Source organism: Burkholderia sp. HI4860, assembly GCF_002223045.2.
GTDB lineage: Bacteria > Pseudomonadota > Gammaproteobacteria > Burkholderiales > Burkholderiaceae > Burkholderia.
Genome location: NZ_NKFO02000001.1, coordinates 784,652 through 804,102, shown reverse-complemented (window position 1 = coordinate 804,102; position 19,451 = coordinate 784,652). Strand labels below are relative to the sequence as shown.

The following is a 19,451-nucleotide window of genomic DNA, read 5'->3' as shown; positions in this document are numbered from 1 at the left end:
AATTCATCGAATCGATTTTCAAGCATAAATTGATCAGTAATTCTAAAAATTACGAGAGAAGCCAGAGAACGCGTCATTCTATGGGCCGAAGGATGTCGTGAGTCCGCATCGTGTCGGTGCGGTGAGCGGATGCTTGAGATGGTGTTCAAGATCGGCGGTTGCACTTGCATGGACGAACTGGGCCGGATGCTGGTCGACATCGGACGCCTGGCGGGATTTGACCATGTCTGTTACCAGGACTATCGAATGACGGGCGGGACACTGAAGAGCGGCCGCACACTGTCGAGCTACCCGGAGGCGTGGTTGTCCCGTTATCGGGAGCGGGCTTACCTGATGATCGACCCGGTCGCGCAGCATGCGATGTCGTCGTTGACACCGCTGATCTGGTGCGACCGGATCTTCGCGACAACCGAACAGCGCGAACTTCGAGACGGAAGTCGCATGTACGGGTTAGGCGACGGAGTGTCGTTTCCGGCTCACAACAGGCATGGCGATGTGGCGTGCGTGAGCTTCGTTCGACAGGCGCGGGCGTCTGACAACGGCGATTTGCCCTTCGCCATTCCGTCGTGGGGCGCACTTGTCGCGAATCTGACGCTCGACACGTGCCGCAGGCTGGAGGCGCTGCAATCCGATGCACCGTGCCTCAGCGCGCGTGAACTCGAAATCCTGAAATGGGTCGCCGAAGGAAAGTCCAGTTGGGATATCACCTCACGGGTCCGCGTGCCATGACGATGCATGAAATTGCCGACGAACTTTCACAGTTGCTAGGTCGTCATGTTATTTACGCAGAGCGGACCCTCGAGCAGCAGCGAGAGGTTCTACTGGCGGAAGGGTTGCCCGCATACGTCGCCGATTTGCTTGTCGGTCTAGACCAGGTGTTCCGTGACTCCGCAATGAGTGAACGCTTCGCCGAGGCTGGCCTCGATCCCGAGGCTCAACACACTATCCCGCACATACCACTCAGGATGCCACTCCTCAGGCGCGGCCATGGCATGCCGCCGCCACGCACACCGGCAGCGACCGCTTGACACCCCCGCTGTCTTCCCCTCCCACTGCCACCGACGGCCAAGTCTCTGGCGCCCGATTTCGACTGCGTACCCGATCCGGGAATCGATACTCCAAGAGATCAAGCGCGGGGAGGCGAGTCAATAGCATTCTTGCTCTCTCATTCGGATAAATTTTTTGCTCTGGTATTCAAAAGCGGCGCTATCTGCATTTACACTAGCGACGCGATGCCGACGATGTTGAAGGAATGTCAAAAATCCGTCGGATAGAATAATGATCAGGCGAAGCAATATGCGCTTTTGTTGAAATGATTCAATAGTCGATTGCATTAAATCGATTGCGGAAACAGTGAAGTCGTCTCGCCCAGGGAAATGGACGAAATCATTGTTTCAAAGCAAGAAGCGATGCATCGCTTCGGCGCTTGTGTGAAGGACGATGGCCTGCCGGTGAGAGACGGCAGGGTGAGTTGAGAAAGGCATGCCGCCCGATTGGGCGCTGGCTCCGGGCCGGGCGGCGGGTGGCTCGAGAATTAATCACCATGGAATCGTCGATATTCAGTCTGTTTTATTAATTTAGTTTTACTTACCGTTAATTTGGCATAGAGCGTGCGTAATTTCTGATGATTGCGCGGGCTGCTTGCGTTTTTCGGGTGAGTCAATGATGAACGAATCGGCTCAGATTTGCTGGGTGGTCGAATATTTTGATTCGTCGAATTTACCGAATAACGGGTATGTATTTTTCAGTTGCCGGAAAAGTTACATCTGTTATCCGAGGGAGCCGGTTGGCTTTACTCCGGATCGTATGGCTGCGGCAATCGCCGCATTGCGGCGCTGTCTGAAACAGGAGCCTCCGAGGGAAGTGCTGATTTCCGATAACAAGATGGGCCGTGTATCGCAGTTGGGGATGCCTTGCGAACTGCTTCGGGCTTGACCGCCGGCTGTTCCAGGCTAGGCGCATTTCAGATGCGCCGCGCCTTTGTTTATCCACCGGGAGATGATGCGTATGAGCAATGCGAGCGTGACAGCGAAGATCAAGGAAGCGCCGGCACCGAAGGAGGCAGCGGCGGCTGCCACGCCATTCGAGACACAGGAAACGGTCGCGAAGCGGACGTCGGTGAAGCTGACCAACGTGCTGGCGAACGGTCAGTCGAAGCGCGCGTCCCTGGACGGGCAACTCGTGTGGTACGACACGGCACAACTGGCTCGTCCACATCCGGACGACAGCATGTTCGTGCGGGTCGTCAACTCGCTGTACAGCGGCGTCGTGGTCTACCCAGGTAACGTCGCCAACCTGCTGCCGGCCATTCCCACCCGTATGAGGGTCGTGCTGCGCCTGGGCAATGCCGCCGACATCAAGGCGTTTCGCGAAGGCCCGTTGTTCGCCGAGTTCAAGGACGACGTCAATCGCCGGCGCATCGTGGCCTGCCCGGATCTCGACGTGCTGCGGCAACTGGGCGCGGACGGCATTGCGACCTGCTATACGAGCTACGTGGACGATCGCGACAGCCTGCTCGGCTCCATCAACGACGGGCTGGCGTTCGACTATCTATGGATCCGTTTCCGCGATCCGACCAACATCCCGCTGGAACTGGTGATCGCATCGCTGCAGTCGACGGGCACGATCCTGATGAAGGAAATCAACGAGCCGACCAATGTCGATGACGCGATCGTGTCGTACGGCGTGATGGAGTACGGCGCGGAAGGCGTGATCTTCTCGCCGCGCGATCATCAGGTGATGAGCGCGTTTCTCGAGCAGATGGCGGATGCGGAACACGAGAACCTGAGCATCCAGGCCGGTACCGTGATCGAGAGCCGCCCGGTCGGAATGGGCTACCGCGCGTGTATCGACACCTCGACGCTGTTCGCGCCGGACGAGGGGATGCTGGTGGGCAGCACGTCGCAGGGCGGCCTCCTTGCCTGCCCGGAAGTATTCTTCCTGCCCTACATGGAGTTGCGCCCGTTTCGCGTGAACGCCGGGGCCGTGCACTCCTATGTCTTCAACACCGGAAACCGCACCGATTACATGAGCGAACTCAAGGCGGGCTCGCCGGTGATGATCGTGAATTCGAAAGGCCGGGTGCGGCGCGCGACGGTCGGACGGATGAAGATCGAGCAGCGCCCGCTGCGCCTGATCGAGGTGGAGTTCCCGGGCAAAGAGCGCGTCAACATCCTGATGCAGGACGACTGGCACGTGCGCGTGTTCTCCGATGCCGCCAAGCCGCTCAATATCTCGGAACTGAAGCCTGGCGACAAGGTGCTGGGCTACGTGACCGAACCGGGGCGCCACGTTGGAATCAAGATCAACGAGACGATCATCGAAAAGTAGGGGGCGTCGATGGGCTACGTCGGTAGAAAACTGAGAGAGCGCCGGATCCTGTTCCCGGATTCGCAGCGCGGGTTGATCGTGCCGGTGGACCATGGGCTGACGATGGGGCCGATTGCAGGTATCCAGGCGACCGCGGCACTGGAAAGCTGGATCGGAAGCCCCGACATCAGCGCGATCCTGGGTCACAAGGGCCTGGTCGAGCGTCTGATCATGCGGCAATGCTTGCACCCGACAACGGGCGTGATCGTGCATCTGAACGGGATGGCTAGCCTCTCGCCCGATGCGGACACCAAGGTCATGGTGGCCGATATCGAGACGGCCTTGCGGCTGGGCGCGGACGCGGTGTCGATTCAGGTGAACTTCACGGCCGGTAATTTCGCGCACAACTTCGCGATGCTCGGCGCGGTGACGGATGCCGCGCATGCCGCCGGCTTGCCGTTGCTCACGATGCTGTACGACAAGGTGAAGGCGCCTACGTCCGAGGAACGTCTGACACGCTTGCATCACCTCGTGCGGGTGGTGACGGAGCTGGGCTCGGACGCCGTGAAGCTCGCGAATGCGTCGGTGGACGAAGTCGCGCAGCTTGCTTCCGTGCACGGGCGGGATATCCGGGTCTTCTTTGCCGGCGGCGACAAGGCGGACGAGGGGACGCTGGTCGCGATGACGCAGGCCGCGATCCGGAATGGCGCGACCGGCCTTTGCATCGGCCGGAACGTGTTCCAGCACGCGCGGCCGCGAATGCTGCTGCGACGACTGGCGGACAGCGTGAAAGACCGGTCGGGGCAAGTGGCCGAGTTCGATGTCGCGTGATTCCGTCTGCTGCGCCACCGAGGCGCAGCCATGGAGAACCAATTCGATGAACGCAATGATTGATCAATCACCGGTGGAGCAGAGCATGGCCAACGACATGCAGTTGCCGCAGCTTTGGACGGACATGTTTCCGGCCGGGCTGCTAGAGGAACTGAGCGCCAACCCGTTTCTCGCCGCTTGCCGCGATGGCACGGTCAGCGATGCGCAATTGCGTGGATTCCTTATCCAGCATCAATATTATTCGCAGTACTTCACACGTTACCTGTGCTCGCTGATGGGCGGCCTGACCGACGTGAACGAGTTCAAGGCGTTGTCGCACAACCTGGCGGAGGAACTGCTGGGCGACGGCACGGATCAGGTTTCGCATGCGGAGCTGTATCTTCAATCGATGGATGCGATGTCGGCGGTGCGGGGAAGCTTGCCGATGCTGCCGGCCACGCGTGCGCTGATCGACGCGATGTTCCACTATTGCCGCGGCGCCGATCCGCTGGATGGCCTGGCCGCGTTGTGCCTCGGTGCGGAGGCGATCGTGCCGATCGTCTACGGTCCGGTCCTGGCGGCGATGCGGCATCGCAATGCGCCGCTTCAGGCCACGCGGTTCTTCCAGATTCATGTCGAGGAGGACGAGCAGCACGCGATCGTGATGCGCGAAATCATCGACCGGATGCTGGCCGAGAAGCCCTACCGGCGCGCACGCGTGATCGCGGTCGGCGAAGAAATGGTGCGGCGCCGGATGGCGATGTTGACCGACCTGCTGTCGTATCCGGGAGCCGACGCGACGGACGTGGATGCGCGCATGCCCGAGTCCGGGCTGGCCACGCTGCGTGCGGATGCATCGCTGGGTAGCGGCAATTTCATCGATCTGTGCCTCGCGCTGAATCCGTCGAAGGACATCGAATTCCTCCAGCTGGACAAGCCGGTGCACTACTCCGACGACGTGCCGGTGCAGGCCTTCAGCCTCGCGACGCTGCAGCAGTATCGCGCTGCGCTGGCGGCCTGGTACCTGGGCCTCGGCGTCGGCCGCGGGGACGTGGTCGCCGTCTGCGTCGAGGACGGCATGGCGCCGTTTCTCCACTATCTGGCGCTGACGAGCCTCGGCGCGGCGATTGCGCTGATCAATCCCGCGATGCCGGCCGACGCGGGCGTCGCGTACATGAGCGAAAACGGCTTCGACACGCTGGTGGCGGACACGCATACGCAGGCGACGAGCGCGTTCGTACAACGCTGGAGTGCGTCGAACGCGGGCCGGCTGGTGGACGTGTCGCGTGCGGTGCTGCGGCGCGACGCGCGTCTGCCCGACGGGTGGCCGGTGGAGCCAGAGGATTCGACGCTGGTGATGCTGAGCCATACGTCGGGTACGACCGGGGTACCGAAAGCGGTGCGCTTCGAGCATCGGCAATTCTTCATGGGCAAGCGGGCCCGCATCGGCCGCTTTGCCGAAGGCCCCGACGAGCGGCTGCTGACGGCGCTGCCGCAATCGCATTCGGCGGCGATCAGTCATCTCGAAACCGCAGTGCTGCACGGCATTCCGACCTACGTGATGGGGACGCAGGAGGGCGACGCAGTGCGCGCGGCCATCCAGGCGTTCCGTCCGACCACGGTCGTGGCGTTCCCGAAGAGCTACATGCAACTGGTCGAGGGCGGTGTCGGCGAGCGTGAATTCGATTCCGTCCGGCGCTGGTTCAGCATGGGCGACGCGGCGCACCAGAGCCATACGCGTCGCCTGCTGGTCGGCGCGCCGGAGTCCCGTTTCATCGATGCGTTCGGCAGCTCCGAACTGGGCATGGCGCTGTTCCGCTGCGAATCGACCGCGGCCGCGCTCGCGCCGCAACGCGCGATCGGCAGGCCGGTGGATATCGCGGTCGCGAAGATCCTCGATCCGGTGACGGGGCACGAAGTGGCGCCGGGGCAGCGCGGCTTGCTCGCGGTGCGTGCGCCGACGATCACGTCCGGGTACTGGCAACAGCCGGCGCGGACGGCCGGTGCATGGCGCGGCGGCTACTTTCTGACCGGCGACGTGGCGTATTGCAAGGACGGCATCTTCTATCAGATCGACCGCGAGGTCGACGTGATCGAAACGTCCGGCGGGCAGCTCTACACGTTGCAGCTGGAGGAGGTGGTCCAGCAAGTGGACGGCGTATGCGATGTCGCGATCGTCGGGGTGGGCGATGGCGCCGCCGACGATCCGGCGGTGCTGGCGCTGGTGCTGCCCGACCGGCATGCTGGCGATCCGGTGAGTGTGGCGGACGACGTGCTCGAGGTGCTGCTCGCCGAATGCGGCGGAAAGCTGTCGGAGCGCGGCGTGGCCGTGGCGATCGTGCGGAGCTTGGCGTTCCTGCCGATGGGGGCGACGGGCAAGGTGCTGAAGCGGCTGCTGCGCGACGCCTCCGACGACGTGGTCGCGGCGCGCGACGTCCTTTACGTGGCGCGCGGCTCGGTCGCACGCGTTTGATCGAAGGATAGGATCCATGAACCCTCAAGACTACGAATCCGATGCGTTCGCATCGGTGCGGCGCCGGCTGGCGGCCGCCGAAGCGGACGGCGTCGTTCAGTACGTGTGCGAAGGCCGCAATTTCGCCGTGCATGCGGGCGTCTTTCCGCCGACGCATTTTCAATCGACGGGCATCTTTACCCGGCACTTGCCGTATCGTCGCGGCGGCAGTTTCCTCGAGATCGGCTGCGGCGCCGGTGTGACGTCGGTGGTGGCCGCGCTCTCCGGTTGCGCACGCGTCGTGGCCGCGGACATCAGCGAGGCGGCCGTGCGCAATACGCAGGAAAACGTGCGGTCGCACGGCGTGGCGGACCGGGTATCGGCGCGGCACGGCGACCTGTTCGACGTATTGGAGCCCGGCGAACGATTCGACCAGATCTACTGGAATTCGAACTTCGTGTTCGTGCCGGAGGATTACGTGTTCGAGCAGCCGATCATGCAGGCGTTCTGCGACGCCGGGTACCTCGCGCATCGCCGGTTCCTGCGCGAGGCGTCGCGGCACCTGACGCCGGACGGGGAGTTGCTGATCGGCTTCAGCAGCCTCGGCGACGAACGGGCGTTGGCGGAGATGCTGGCCGAACACAACTACTCGTCGACGATCGTGGCGTCGGCCTATGGCGAGGGCGCCGGCGCACACCGGTACGACATCCTGCGACTGTGGCCCGGCCGGCAGGTGCCCGCGGCCGACGCGGCGTGACGCCGGAGCCTGCATGTCGAACGCCGAAACTGAAATGCGCTCGCTGTCGTGGCCGGCGCGCGAGCGTCCCGTGGCCATCGTGGGCGGCGGCCCGGTGGGGTTGTTGCTGGCATTGTTTCTCGATCGCCACGGCGTCGCGTCGGTCGTGTTCAACCGGGAGCCCGGCAGCCGCTGGCATCCGAAGGGCAGCACGCACAACGCCCGGACGATGGAGCATTACCGCCGCCTCGGCATTTCGGACGCCGTGCGCGCGCTGGGGCTGCCTCCCGGTCATCCGCGTGATATCGCGTATTTCACGCGGCTCGCCGATTGGGAGCTCACGCGACTTGCGATGGGTTCGGAGCGCGAGCGAATGGAGGCGGCGCGCGCCGCGGACGACGCCGACCAGGTACCCGAGCCGCTGCTGCGTACGAATCAGATGTACGTCGAGCAGTTCCTGCTCGCTCATGCACACACCCGGCCGAACATCGACCTGCGGTTCGGCTGGTGTGTGAGCCGGTTCGAGCAGGATGCGGCCGGCGTCAGGCTCGACGCGACCGCGACGCACGGCTCGATGCCGGACGAACAGTGGCGGGCCGCGTACCTGATCGGTTGCGACGGTGGGCAGAGTTTCGTGCGGCGCGCGCTCGGCATTCGCTATCTCGGGGCGAGCGGGGCGAGCGACGGGTTTCTCAGTGGTCGAATGCTGTCGAGCCATGTGCGGATTCCCGCGCTGCATCGCACGCTGCTCAAAGGGCGCGAAGCCTGGATGTACAACGTGATGGCGCCCGGTTTGCGGATGCTGCTGATCAGTCTCGACGGCGCGGACGAATTCCTGCTGATGTCGAAAGCGGACGACGAAGGCGCGCTGCCGGACGACGCGACGGTGATTCGCCGGATTCGCGAAGGCGTCGGTCGGCCGGTCGAGGTGGAGGTGCTCGCTCACGCGCCGTGGCAGGGCGGGGTCGCCCTGGTGGCGGAGCGTTACGCGGACCGGCGCGTGTTCCTGTGCGGCGATGCCGTGCACCTGTTCTCTCCGACGGGCGGCTTCGGCATGAACACCGGCATCGACGACGCCGCGAACCTGGCGTGGAAGCTGGCGGGTGCGGTGCAGGGCTGGGGCGGCGCGGCGTTGCTCGCGAGCTATGAAGCGGAGCGCCGGCCGATCGCGCTACGCAACACGGCTGCGGCGCGCCGGCTGACGCAACGCGTCGTAGAGATACGCGCGCCGGCGGAAGTCGAGGAGACAGGCGCCCAGGGCGACGCGGCGCGCGCCCGGTTCGGCGAAGCGCTGCAGGCGTTTCGCGCACAGTTCGACGCAATCGGTGTGGAGCTCGGTGCGCGATACGACGGCTCGGCGATTGTCTGGCCCGACGGCGAGGCGCCGGACGACGACCCGCTGATCTACCGGCCGAGCAGTGTGCCCGGCGGCCGTCTGCCGCATCTGTGGCTGACCGGCGCGGACGGCGCGCGCCGTTCCATATTCGACCTGCTGGGGACGGGTTTCACGTTGTTGCGGGTGGGAACGAAGGCCGAACCGCCGACGCTCGACGACGATGCGGCGCGGCTCGTCGATGCCGCGTGCCTTCGGGCGATCCCGCTGTCGATCGTCGAGGTCGTGTCGGACGCAGCGCCCGCGTTGTACGAGCGGCGCCTCGTGTTGGTGCGGCCCGACCAGCATGTCGCGTGGCGAGGCGATCGCGTGCCGCGCCACGCCAGCGAATTGCTGGATCGCGTGACGGGGCACGCCGTGCGTTCGCCCGTCATCGAGCATCAAGCACGTGTTCCGGGCGACACGGCCCGGCAACAGGTAAGCGCGGCACGATAGTTCAACACGGAAGTTCAACTGAGGAGCGACCATGAGTGCAATGCTTGAGGAAACGCAAACATCGACCGGTCGGGTCGATCACGCCGGCGCGCTGCCGCACCGGGTGGAGGACGACGCCGAGTCGGACTGGGCCGAAGACGCGCAGGACAACGCCGCCGCGTTCGCGCTGGTCGAGGACGATCCCGACCCGCTGGTCGTCAACGGCGAGCCGGAGGGCGCCTCGATCAAGTTCGTGCGTACCGGCGAGACCACGGGCCGCCGGTACTTGATGGCGAAGGTCGAGATTCCGCCGGGATCGGGGCCGCCGCTGCACCTGCATACGCTGACCGACGAGTGGTTCTATGCGCCGGAAGGCGGCATCGTGATGCTGATGGGCACGAAGAAGTACCGGGACCTGGACCAGCCGCCGAACGTTGCCGGACGCGACACCATCCGGATGATCCCGATGAAGAAGGGCAGCCTCGTATTCGGTCCGCGCAACCATATCCACGGTTTTCTCAACGTGACGGACAAGACCGTCGTCGTGCAGCTGGTGTGGACGCCCGATGTGCCAGGCGAGTCGATGCTCGAATACTTCACGTCGATCGCGAAGCCCATTCTGCCGGGCGTCAAGGGCGCGCTGAACAACCCGATCGTGCAGTTGAAGGCCGTCAGCGAGGCGCGCGATTTCGGCATGATGTTCAGCACCGATTTCTGGAGCTATGCCGAGAAAGTCGAGGAAGGCGTCGCACCCTTCGGCAAGAACCTGCCGGGCCTGATCAAGCTGTTCAAATCGGCCGAGGGTTCGTAAGTGAGACCGCAGCCGGTGCGCCCGGATGCGATCTGTTAATACGCAATGCTAATCAAGGTAAAGAAAATGAATCTTCTCGCTGACAAAACCGCAATCGTGACGGGCGCCAGCTCGGGTATCGGCCGCGAGGCCGCGAAGCTGTTCGCGAAGGAGGGCGCGAGCGTGGTTGTGGTCGCGCGCCGTGCGGCGCAGCTCAACGCCCTGGTCGACGAAATTGGCGGGTTCGGCGGCAAGGCCGTCGCGCTGGTGGGCGACGTGACGGACGAGCGTTGCGCGAAGGAGGCCGTCGAACTGGCCGTCGGCCAGTTCGGCGGGCTCGATGTCGCGTTCAACAATGCCGGCACGATGGGGGCGCTCGGCAGTGTCACCGACATCACGCTGGACGGCTGGCGCGACACGCTCGAAGCCAACCTGACGAGCGCGTTCCTCGGGGCCAAGTATCAGATTCCCGCGTTGCTCGCGCGCCGGCGCGGCTCGTTGATCTTCACGTCGTCGTTCGTGGGGCACACGGTCGGCTTTCCGGGGATGGCGGCGTATGCCGCGAGCAAGGCGGGGCTGATCGGACTGACCAAGACGCTCGCGGCGGAGTATGGCCCGTCGGGCCTGCGCGTCAATGTGTTGCTGCCGGGCGGCACCGACACCGAGATGGGTCGCGAGGCCGCCAGCACGCCGGAGCAGAAGGCGTTCGTCGAGAGCATCCACGCGCTCAAGCGGATGGCGAATCCGGATGAGATCGCGAAATCGGCGCTGTATCTCGCGTCCGACCTGTCGGGCTTCGTGACGGGAACGGCCCTGCTCGTGGAAGGCGGCGTGTCGATCACGCGCACCTGACCGGCCGTCTGCCGGGCGGCGCTGCAGCGCCGCCCGTTGCTCCCCGTTTTTCCTCTTCCTTCTCCCACTGCCGAGACGTCCATGAGTCACGAAGGCGAGCATCTTTTTCCGCAACATCCGCAACCGAACGATCCGGACCGTCATGGCCCCGGGAGTCGGCGTGCATTTCTAGGGAAACTGGCGGCGTTGGGCGCGAGCGTGGCCGGGATCGGCGAGTTCGCGCCGTTCATCGACACGGCGCAAGCCGGTTCGACCGCGCCGCTGCGCGACAGCTACGACTACGTCATTGTCGGCGCCGGTTCGGCGGGGTGCCTGCTGGCAGACAGGTTGTCCGCGTCGGGCGCATCTGTCTTGCTGATCGAGGCGGGCAGCAACCAGCTCGGTCAGCCGAAGGTCGCACTCGTCGCGGACTGGCTGCGCAATCTTGGCAGCGATACCGACTGGGCACGCACGAGCGTGCCGCAAGGGCAGCTCGATGGCCGCCAGCAAGCGTCGCCGGCAGGGAGGACCTGGGGCGGCTCGGGCAGCATCAACGCGATGATCTGGCTGCGCGGTGATCCGCGCGATTATCGCGCCTGGCAGCAACGCGTCGGCCCGGAATGGAGCCCGGCCGAACTCGATCGCGCCTACCTGCAGGTCACGCAGGCGTCGCGCACGTGCGGCTCCGCCGCCGGCCACATTGCGGTTGGCCGCTATGCCGACCAGCATCCGATCACCGCGGCCTATCTCGCGGCGGGCATCTCGACGGGGCTCGGGCAAATCGAACTGAACGCGGGCCGGCGGCTCGACGGCATCGGCGTGACCGAAGTCAACGCCACCGCCGACGGGCGCCGTGTCGGGCCGGCGCAGGCATTCCTGGTGCCGGCGCTGACCCGGCCGAACGTCAAGATCCTGTCGAACGTCTTGGTCTCGAAGCTGGCCCTGCAAGGCACGACTTGCCGGGGCGTCGAAGTGCGGCTCGGATCGTCCACGCGCACGATCTATGCGACCCGCGAGACGATCGTGTCGGCCGGGACGGCCGCGTCGCCGCAGTTGCTCATGCTGTCCGGCCTGGGGCCGCTCGACCAGTTGGCTCCGCTCAATATCCAGGTGCGGCAGGACATGCCGGCCGTCGGCCGCAATTTCCACGACCACTTGCTGTTGAGCGTCACGTACAAGGCGCGCGCGGCGATCGCACCGCAGGTGTCGAACGGCGTGTCGACGATGGCGTATTACGGGGGAACGGCGGTCAGCGCGCCGACCATCCAGGTGGCCGGCATGCAGTATCCGTTCGGCGGCCCGCTCGCCCCGGGCGATGGCTACACGCTGATTCCGTTCCTCGCGAAGCCGCGCAGCCGGGGTGTGGCAAGGCTCGTCAGCGCGGACCCGCGGCAGCCGCTGGCGCTCGATCCGAACTACCTGGCCGAGGCGATCGACCGCGACACGATGATCGCGGCGCTCGATCGCACGCTCGACATCGGCGCGGCGCGCGCGCTTGCGCCGTACAACGGCGGGCTGCAGTCGAGTGCGCCGCTCAGGACGCACGCGGACAAGCTCGCGTTCATCCGGCAGAACGCCGCGCCGGGACTGCATTTCGTCGGCAGTTGCGCAGCGGGCCGCGACCCCGCCACGAGCGTCGTCGATGCGCGCTTCCGGGTGTGGGGGATCCAGAACCTGCGGGTCGTGGACGCCTCGGTGATCCCGGAAGTACCCGCGGTCAACATTCACCCGTCGGTACTGACCGTCGCGCAACTGGCTGCCAATCAGCTCGTTGCCGAGGCGCGTGCAGGCGGTGCGGTGGCTTCGGCCGCAGTCTGCTGAGCCGGGCGCGCCGAACGTTCCGCGTCGGGGCCGTCCCCGCGCGGAGCCGCATGCCGCCGCCGTGCGCGAGCGCCGCTCCCCTTACGGATGACAGGAGCGGATGAACGCCGCGGCGGCCTCGGGCTGCGCACTTCAGGTATCTGCACGGCGCGGCCTGTTTCCTATTCATCGATCACTTTGCCGGAGAAATCACGGATGAAGCCACATCTGGGTAACAAAACCGCACTGGTCACGGGGGCATCGCGGGGCATCGGGCGCGCCACGGCGCTCGCGCTCGCGCGCCAGGGCACGTACGTGCTTGTGCACTATTCGAACGCCGCGGCGCAGGCCGAAGCCGTGGTGGCCGACATCCGGGCAGCGGGCGGGCGCGCCGATGCGCTGTCGGCCGATCTGGCGACGGCGGACGGCCCGCACGCGCTGGTCGCGGCCGCGCGCGAGGCCCTCGACGGCCGCCTCGACATTCTGGTGGCGAACGCGGGGATCGCCATGAATGCGCCGCTGGACGAGATGGCGATCGACGATTTCGACCGGTTGTTCGCGGTCAACGTGCGCGCGCCGTACTTCCTGACCCAGCAGTTGCTGCCGTTGATGGGCGAGGGCGCCAGCATCGTGCTGCTGTCGTCGCTCGGGGCGCGTTCTCCGGTGGGTGAGATTTCCGCCTACGCGGCGACGAAAGGCGCCATCGACACGCTCGTCAAGCACTTCGCGCAGGCACTGGGCAGTCGCGGTATTCGCGTGAATGGCGTCGCGCCCGGCGTCGTCGACACGGACATGTCGGCGTTCGTGCGCAGCGAAGCGGGTCGCGAACAGGTCTTCAAGCTCCAGGCGCTGCAGCGGGTCGCGCAGCCGGAAGACATCGCCGATGTCGTCGCGTTCCTGGCGTCGGACGGCGCGCGCTGGATCACCGGCGACATCGTTCAGGTCGACGGCGGCACCAAGTTGTAATCACGCGGCTCGGCGCGCCGGCTCGCATCCGCTGCCCCGGCGCACCTTCCTGGACGGGGGAAATCATGAAGGCATTGCCGGACAATCCGGAACTCGCGCGCATCGTGAAGCGGGTGCCGCGCAACCTGGAACTGGACCGCCTGCGGGCGATCGCCGTGCTCCTGACCTGCTACGTGCACTGGCGCCAGGTGTTCTATCCGTGGACGTTTACGATGCACTTCGGCGGCCCGGCGACGCCGCTGGATCTCCTCGGCAACGCATGGGCCGGCGTCGACCTGTTCTTCGTGATTTCCGGCTACATCATTTCGCGCACGATTGTCGGCGAATTCGATGCGATGCGTGACGACCCGGGCTCGCTCGCGAGGCACGTCAAGGCGTTCTACGTGCGTCGCGCGTTCCGCATCCTGCCGGTTGCGTGGTGCGTGATCCTGATCGTGATTGCCTGCGGGGCATTCCTGAATGCCGGAGCGTATTTCGCCGGCACCGTCTACAACCTGCAGGCGGCGCTATCCATTTTCACGTACACGTTCAACTTCTGGCTGCCCGATCACAAGATCGCGCCAGGTGTGCCGCTCGCGCCGTACTGGAGCCTGTCGGTCGAGGAGCAGTTCTATCTCGTGTTCCCGATGTTCCTGATACTGACGCGCTCGACGCGGCAACGGGCGCTGCTGCTCGCGCTAGCGCTGGTCGTCATCTCGCTGGCGATTCGCCCGTATCTGTTTGCCGATTCGCTCAAGGTGTTTTTCTATACGCAGACACGGTGCGACGGCATGCTCTACGGCTGCCTGCTATATCTGGCGACCACGCGGCCCTGGTTCGCCGCGATACGCGTGAGGGCCCGTGGAAACGGCTATCTCGGCGGCGTCGTCGTGCTCGTACTCGCGTTGGTGCTCGGCTCGGTCACTGCGATCGGGTTCGACAACGTCATCGCGGTGCCGGTCGTCTCCATGCTGTCGGTCGCGCTCGTGTTCCTCGCCGCTTGCGAAGGCGGCATCGTGTCGTTTCCGCAACCGCTGCAATGGGCATTCGACTGCATCGGCCGGCGCTCCTACACGTTGTATCTTGTGCATCTTCCGATGTTCTTTCTGACGAACGAGCTGATGTTCCGGTACACGCGCGCGCATGGGATGGCCATCACCGCGCAGTTGTGGCCGCAGTACACGCTGTTGATGGTGGTGCTCGTCGCGGGCGTGACGGAATTGCTGTATCGCTGTGTCGAGCGACCGATGATCGCGACAGGCAGACGTGTTGCCGCAGGCGTGACCGGGGGCGCGCAGGCGGCTTTGCCGAAGATGGGGTGAAGGCGGCCCATCTGCCGGATCGGCCGTCGGGCAGCCGCCTGGCGTATCGCTGCGGCAGGTGCGGCCACGGGCGCGTGCATGCGCTTGGGGGCCGGCCGTCGGACACGTGTTTCCGGGCGTCGAGATCCACTCGATCGGGTCCATGCTGATGGGATCCGAATAGGAAATTTCCTTTGAATACTTGCGCCGCATCAGGGCAACCCATTCCCCAGGCATTGGCCGGCATAGCCCGCGCGACGGTCAATTTCACGCGAGCGACCCGCGCCGCCGAACCCGCGCCTTCGCACACTTGAACCACAGCCGCATCGCGCCGACCCCACCCGCGACCGTCATCCGCGGCAACAGGAACCGATCGTCGTTCACGTCGGCGCAGCCGCGCCGGGTCGTCGTCGCGTTGCGGTAACCCGCGGCGGCGACCTGATCGCGCACGCGCGGGTCCAGGTCGCCGTACGGGTAGCAGAACGATTCGACCGTCTGGCCGCTCAACGCCTCGAGCCGCTGCTTCGATTCGACGATCTGAACCTCCGACACGTGCGCCGGCACGTGCGACAGCGCGACATGATCGAGCGTATGCGAGCCGATTTCATGGCCGTGATCGCGCCAAGCGAGCATGTCCGCGTGCGTCATCAGCGGCGAGCGTGCGGTATCGGCGGGCGCATCCCAGTCGTTCTCGCCGCCGAACCGGCCGGCGACGAAGTAGCAGGTCGCGGTGAACCCGAGCGCGTCGAGTACGGGCATCGCATGCGTCAGCACGTTGAGAAAGCCGTCGTCGAACGTGATGCCGAAGACCTTCCCGCTGCGCTCGCCGCGCAGGTACGGCTGTAGTTCGCGCACGCTCAGGCCGCGGTAGCCGAGCCGCCTGAACAGCGTCATCTGGCGACGGAACGCATCGGGCGCGACGCTCAGGCTGCGCAGCCGGTCGGTCGGCGGCGGCAGCGTGCGGATCTGGTGATACATCAGGATCGGGTAGCGCGTGGCGGGCAGCAGCATGAGCGGGTCGCGGGAACGGGGAATTACGCGGCCTTGCGGAAAATCCGCAGGGTCTTGAAGTCGCCGATTTCGACGAAATCGGCATTCGCCGCCCATTGCGCGATGATCGGCTCGGCCTTCCGGTATGCCGACGAGCCCTTGTAGAACAGCAGGTGGCCGTCGCGCGCGGTGTGTCGTGCGAACAGGTCGAGCACTTCGGCGTCGGTCTTCGCGCCGTAGCGGCTGTTGGACTCGTCGCGGAATTCGCATAGATGGAACAGCGTGACGACATCGAAGGCCGGCAGCAAGTCCGAATTGCTCGTATAGATGTCGCCGAAATAGGCCAGATAGGTCTTGCTCACCTCCGGTTGCCGCGTGACGAGATCGACATACGACTTGTATTCCTTCGGCGACGCCGTCACGCCGAAAACGGTGTTGTTCAGGTGCGGCCGCGCGCATTCCACGCCGACATGATGATGGCCGCCGGTGCCGAAGTGATAGATGCGGATACCGTTGAGGCGCGCGGTTTCCAGCCATTCGACGAAGTGCACGTCACACGGGCACTCCTGCGTGCGCAGAGCCCAGTACTTCTTCCAGATATTCATTGCCATTAAACGGACCTCATGGATGTCACCCGACGATACGGGTTGTGGCGAATCGATTTCTGATAGACGGACAGCGTCGCGTCGATGAATCGTTCGAACGAGAATTCACGCTTGCCCTTCAGCCGCGCGCTGCGCCCCATCGCGCGCACGCACCCGGGCTCGCGCACGATCGTGCGCAGGATTTCCCCGATCGCTTCAGGCTCGCGCGGCGGGACGACCCAGCCGTCCACGCCCGGCTCGACGTTCTCGGGCAGCCCGCCCACGCGCGTCACAATCGCGGGGCAGCCGAGTGTCATCGCTTCGCGGCACGCATACGACAGGCTCTCGTGGTACGACAGCACGAACGACACGTCGATGATCGAGAACGGTGTCCGCACGTCGTCGAGCCGGCCGGTGAAGACGGTGCGCGCGGCCATGCGGTGCAGCGCGATCTGTTCGCGTTGCTCGGCGGTCGGCTCCGCGCCGACCAGCAGCACGCGAAACCGCTCGCGCTCGTGCTCGGGCAGGCGGCCCAGCGCCGCGATCAGGTCCATCCAGCCTTTCTCCGGCGCGGTGCCGGCACTGCTGCCCAGCACGATCGCGTCTGCGGCGGACGGCCCGAACAGCGCGATCTTGCGGCGACGGATTTCGTCGCTGGCCAGTCGTTCGGCGGCCTGCCGGCGCACGCCGTGCTTGACGACGGTGACGTTCCCGTACGGCGACCGGAGCGCGAGCATGCCCGCGACGTAGTCGCTGACCGCGATGGTGTGGTCGGTGGCGAGGCGTGCGCGCAGCACGTTGCCGAAGCTGTCGGCGCGGTAGGTGTTGTGCTTGGTGAGCACGACGGCGGGCCGATACCGGCAGCCGAGCAGCGCGAGCATCACCTGCCGGTGATCGGCGGACCCGTTCACATGGATGACGTCGAAGCGCTCGGCTGCGATCCGCTGGCGCAGCCGGAGGATTTCCTGGCACAGCCGGTTCCAGCGCGGTTTGAATTCCATGTCGAAGATGGCCACGTCGGGACTGTCCTTCAACAGTCGCGACAGGCGGCTGCCCTCCGGTGACGCGACGGTCACGCGATGGTGCCGGCTCATCGCGGCGGCGAGATCACGGACGTAGGTGTCCTGGCCGCCGCCGTAGTCGCCGTGGAAGTTGGTATACAGAATGTTCATCTCGATGCCGCCTTTCCCCGATCATTCATTCGGCAGGACTGCTGAGAAAATGAGCGCGTCCGCCTGTTGAAAGCAATGACTCGAACCTGGTCCCGCGTGGTCGATGCGGGATCGCGCATCGACGCCCGGGGGGGGCGTCACCGCGAACCGTTTCAAAATATTACAGAAGCATTACGTACCGTAGTGTCAAGGTCTGCGCATCTTTGTGAACATGTGTCGCGATCGTTCACGGTGCCGTCACGCGGTGCGATGCCGCCGGGGAGGAGGGGTGTCCGGCGATACGGTTCCTGTCGCCGGTGTGGGGAGCGTGGCGAGCCCGGTGTGACCGGTGATGCGGCCCGATTACCCTCGCCGGCGGGGGCAGGAAGCGGGCTGGATCGCGACAAAACCCGCTTTTTCGACGGCATCCGGACGCAGATCAACGCGCTCGACTTTCAGATTCGAAAGCCGGGCGGCCATTTGCGTTAGAATGCCCCCCCTTGTCCGCCATGGCGACTGCCGAAGGCGGACTCGTCGCACCCAGAGAGACGTGGGTTTCGATTCGTAGCCGGGCGCGGAAGATGTGCCAGCCGTTAGCAACATACGCTTTGTGATTTGGATTACTAATGAAGAAGAAGCACAACATCACCAAGTACATCGTTGTCGCGATGATCCTTGGAATCGCAGTGGGTTACGCCTGTCATAGCGCGTTTCCCGACCCGAACATGGCGAAGGAGGTCGCCGGCTACGTGTCGTTGCTGTCCGACGTATTCCTGCGCCTGATCAAGATGATCATCGCGCCGCTGGTATTCGCGACGCTGACCGTCGGTATTGCGCAGATGGGCGACGGCAGTGCCGTGGGCCGCGTCGGCGTCAAGGCGTTCGGCTGGTTTTTCATCGCGTCGTTCACGTCGTTGCTGCTCGGCCTCTTGACCGCCACGATCCTGCAACCGGGCAGCCATCTGAGCCTGCCGCTGCCGGCGTCCGATGCGTCCCTCGGGCTGAAGACGGGCGCCTTCACGCTGAAGGACTTCGTGGTGCACCTGGTGCCGAAGTCGATCGCGGAAGCGATGGCGAACAACGAAATCCTGCAGATCGTCGTGTTCTCGATCTTCTTCGGCACCGCGCTGTCGGCGCTCGGCGAATCGGGCAAGCGCCTGACCGGCGTGATCGACGATCTCGCGCAGGTGATGCTGAAGGTGACGGGCGCGGTGATGTGGTTCGCGCCGGTCGCGGTGTTCGCGGCGCTGGCGTCGACGATCACCACCCAGGGGCTCGGCATCCTGCTCACGTTCGCGAAGTTCATGGCGAGCTTCTATCTGGCCCTGGCGCTGCTGTGGGGCGTGCTGACGCTCGCCGGCGTGACGTTCCTCGGCAAGCGTGCGTTCACGCTGATCCGGCTGATCCGCGAGCCGTTCCTGCTGTCGTTCGCGACGGCGAGCTCCGAAGCCGCGTATCCGAAGCTGCTGGATGCGCTCGACCGTTTCGGCGTGAACCGCAAGATCTCGAGCTTCGTGCTGCCGATCGGCTATTCGTTCAACCTCGACGGCTCGATGATGTACTGCACGTTCGCGGTGCTGTTCATCGCGCAGGTGTACGGCATTCATCTGCCGCTGGGCACGCAGATCACGATGCTGCTGATGCTGATGGTCACGTCGAAGGGGATGGCGGGCGTGCCGCGCGCGTCGCTGGTCGTGATCGCGGCGACGCTCAACCAGTTCAACCTGCCCGAAGCCGGGCTGCTGCTGATCATGGGCGTCGACATGTTCCTCGACATGGGGCGCTCGGCCACCAACGCGGTCGGCAACTCGATCGCGGCGGCCGTGGTCGCGAAGTGGGAAGGGCAGCTCGACGACCCGCGCGACGACAACGATCCGGACAACGGCCGTTCGATGAAGGTGAAGGTGCCGGAGACCTCGGCATCGGCATGATGTGCGGCAGTGCG

General features: G+C 65.1%; 15 protein-coding genes. 12 read left to right on the top strand and 3 right to left on the bottom strand.

All coding sequences use genetic code 11. The features are described from left to right. Window positions 1-138 precede the first annotated feature (138 nt). The 11 genes from CFB34_RS03625 (at window position 139) to CFB34_RS03575 (ending at window position 14,802) form a co-directional block, all read left to right on the top strand. Window positions 139-729, top strand: coding sequence for an autoinducer binding domain-containing protein (locus CFB34_RS03625; protein ID WP_179243677.1), 591 nt, complete (start codon window positions 139-141; stop codon window positions 727-729). A gap of 1,278 nt (window positions 730-2,007) precedes the next feature. After that, window positions 2,008-3,330: a 3-dehydroquinate synthase II gene (locus CFB34_RS03620; protein WP_089443670.1), complete on the top strand. Its 1,323-nt coding sequence runs from the start codon at window positions 2,008-2,010 to the stop codon at window positions 3,328-3,330. A gap of 78 nt (window positions 3,331-3,408) precedes the next feature. Next, entirely contained in the window at window positions 3,409-4,140 is a 732-nt protein-coding gene (locus CFB34_RS03615) for a hypothetical protein (RefSeq protein WP_242808631.1), read from the top strand. Between the two features lie 46 nt (window positions 4,141-4,186). Next, window positions 4,187-6,592: an AMP-binding protein gene (locus CFB34_RS03610; RefSeq protein ID WP_179243678.1), complete on the top strand. Its 2,406-nt coding sequence runs from the start codon at window positions 4,187-4,189 to the stop codon at window positions 6,590-6,592. Between the two features lie 16 nt (window positions 6,593-6,608). Continuing rightward, complete coding sequence (locus CFB34_RS03605) at window positions 6,609-7,328, top strand: methyltransferase (RefSeq protein WP_089443667.1); 720 nt, start codon at window positions 6,609-6,611, stop codon at window positions 7,326-7,328. Between the two features lie 13 nt (window positions 7,329-7,341). Next, the gene (locus CFB34_RS03600; RefSeq protein ID WP_218828639.1) at window positions 7,342-9,135 is read left to right on the top strand and encodes an FAD-dependent monooxygenase; all 1,794 of its coding nucleotides are present in this window, start codon (window positions 7,342-7,344) and stop codon (window positions 9,133-9,135) included. Between the two features lie 31 nt (window positions 9,136-9,166). Continuing rightward, window positions 9,167-9,925: a cupin domain-containing protein gene (locus CFB34_RS03595; RefSeq protein WP_143329545.1), complete on the top strand. Its 759-nt coding sequence runs from the start codon at window positions 9,167-9,169 to the stop codon at window positions 9,923-9,925. A 66-nt stretch (window positions 9,926-9,991) separates the two neighbouring features. Next, complete coding sequence (locus CFB34_RS03590; RefSeq protein WP_089443665.1) at window positions 9,992-10,756, top strand: SDR family oxidoreductase; 765 nt, start codon at window positions 9,992-9,994, stop codon at window positions 10,754-10,756. An 81-nt stretch (window positions 10,757-10,837) separates the two neighbouring features. Further along, window positions 10,838-12,556 carry a GMC family oxidoreductase gene (locus CFB34_RS03585; RefSeq protein ID WP_089443664.1) on the top strand — a complete coding sequence of 573 codons (1,719 nt, stop codon included), beginning with the start codon at window positions 10,838-10,840 and terminating at the stop codon, window positions 12,554-12,556. A 195-nt stretch (window positions 12,557-12,751) separates the two neighbouring features. After that, window positions 12,752-13,501: a glucose 1-dehydrogenase gene (locus tag CFB34_RS03580; RefSeq protein ID WP_089443663.1), complete on the top strand. Its 750-nt coding sequence runs from the start codon at window positions 12,752-12,754 to the stop codon at window positions 13,499-13,501. A 65-nt stretch (window positions 13,502-13,566) separates the two neighbouring features. Then, window positions 13,567-14,802, top strand: coding sequence for an acyltransferase (locus CFB34_RS03575; protein ID WP_089443662.1), 1,236 nt, complete (start codon window positions 13,567-13,569; stop codon window positions 14,800-14,802). Window positions 14,803-15,048: 246 nt separating this feature from the next. Here the strand turns inward: CFB34_RS03575 and CFB34_RS03570 are convergent, their stop codons facing one another. From CFB34_RS03570 to CFB34_RS03560, 3 genes are read right to left on the bottom strand one after another with little or no spacing between them, the layout of a single operon-like run. Beyond that, the gene (locus CFB34_RS03570; protein WP_089443661.1) at window positions 15,049-15,792 is read right to left on the bottom strand and encodes a polysaccharide deacetylase family protein; all 744 of its coding nucleotides are present in this window, start codon (window positions 15,790-15,792) and stop codon (window positions 15,049-15,051) included. A gap of 23 nt (window positions 15,793-15,815) precedes the next feature. Continuing rightward, entirely contained in the window at window positions 15,816-16,382 is a 567-nt protein-coding gene (locus tag CFB34_RS03565) for a hypothetical protein (RefSeq protein ID WP_241022387.1), read from the bottom strand. After that, on the bottom strand, window positions 16,382-17,527 hold the full coding sequence (locus CFB34_RS03560) for a glycosyltransferase (RefSeq protein ID WP_089443660.1): 1,146 nt from the start codon (window positions 17,525-17,527) through the stop codon (window positions 16,382-16,384). The genes CFB34_RS03565 and CFB34_RS03560 overlap by 1 nt, the downstream gene beginning before the upstream one ends. A 605-nt stretch (window positions 17,528-18,132) precedes the next feature. Between CFB34_RS03560 and CFB34_RS03555 the strand changes: the two genes are divergently transcribed. Further along, window positions 18,133-19,437: a dicarboxylate/amino acid:cation symporter gene (locus tag CFB34_RS03555; RefSeq protein WP_089443659.1), complete on the top strand. Its 1,305-nt coding sequence runs from the start codon at window positions 18,133-18,135 to the stop codon at window positions 19,435-19,437. Window positions 19,438-19,451 lie beyond the last annotated feature (14 nt).

Bases quoted from the DNA above. Each gene is read 5' to 3' on its own strand.
- CFB34_RS03625 (WP_179243677.1), top strand. From the start codon at position 139: ATGGTGTTCAAGATCGGCGGTTGCACTTGCATGGACGAACTGGGCCGG.
- CFB34_RS03620 (WP_089443670.1), top strand. From the start codon at position 2,008: ATGAGCAATGCGAGCGTGACAGCGAAGATCAAGGAAGCGCCGGCACCG.
- CFB34_RS03610 (WP_179243678.1), top strand. From the start codon at position 4,187: ATGAACGCAATGATTGATCAATCACCGGTGGAGCAGAGCATGGCCAAC.
- CFB34_RS03605 (WP_089443667.1), top strand. From the start codon at position 6,609: ATGAACCCTCAAGACTACGAATCCGATGCGTTCGCATCGGTGCGGCGC.
- CFB34_RS03600 (WP_218828639.1), top strand. From the start codon at position 7,342: ATGTCGAACGCCGAAACTGAAATGCGCTCGCTGTCGTGGCCGGCGCGC.
- CFB34_RS03595 (WP_143329545.1), top strand. From the start codon at position 9,167: ATGAGTGCAATGCTTGAGGAAACGCAAACATCGACCGGTCGGGTCGAT.
- CFB34_RS03590 (WP_089443665.1), top strand. From the start codon at position 9,992: ATGAATCTTCTCGCTGACAAAACCGCAATCGTGACGGGCGCCAGCTCG.
- CFB34_RS03585 (WP_089443664.1), top strand. From the start codon at position 10,838: ATGAGTCACGAAGGCGAGCATCTTTTTCCGCAACATCCGCAACCGAAC.
- CFB34_RS03580 (WP_089443663.1), top strand. From the start codon at position 12,752: ATGAAGCCACATCTGGGTAACAAAACCGCACTGGTCACGGGGGCATCG.
- CFB34_RS03575 (WP_089443662.1), top strand. From the start codon at position 13,567: ATGAAGGCATTGCCGGACAATCCGGAACTCGCGCGCATCGTGAAGCGG.
- CFB34_RS03570 (WP_089443661.1), bottom strand. From the start codon at position 15,792: ATGCTGCTGCCCGCCACGCGCTACCCGATCCTGATGTATCACCAGATC.
- CFB34_RS03565 (WP_241022387.1), bottom strand. From the start codon at position 16,382: ATGGCAATGAATATCTGGAAGAAGTACTGGGCTCTGCGCACGCAGGAG.
- CFB34_RS03560 (WP_089443660.1), bottom strand. From the start codon at position 17,527: ATGAACATTCTGTATACCAACTTCCACGGCGACTACGGCGGCGGCCAG.
- CFB34_RS03555 (WP_089443659.1), top strand. From the start codon at position 18,133: ATGAAGAAGAAGCACAACATCACCAAGTACATCGTTGTCGCGATGATC.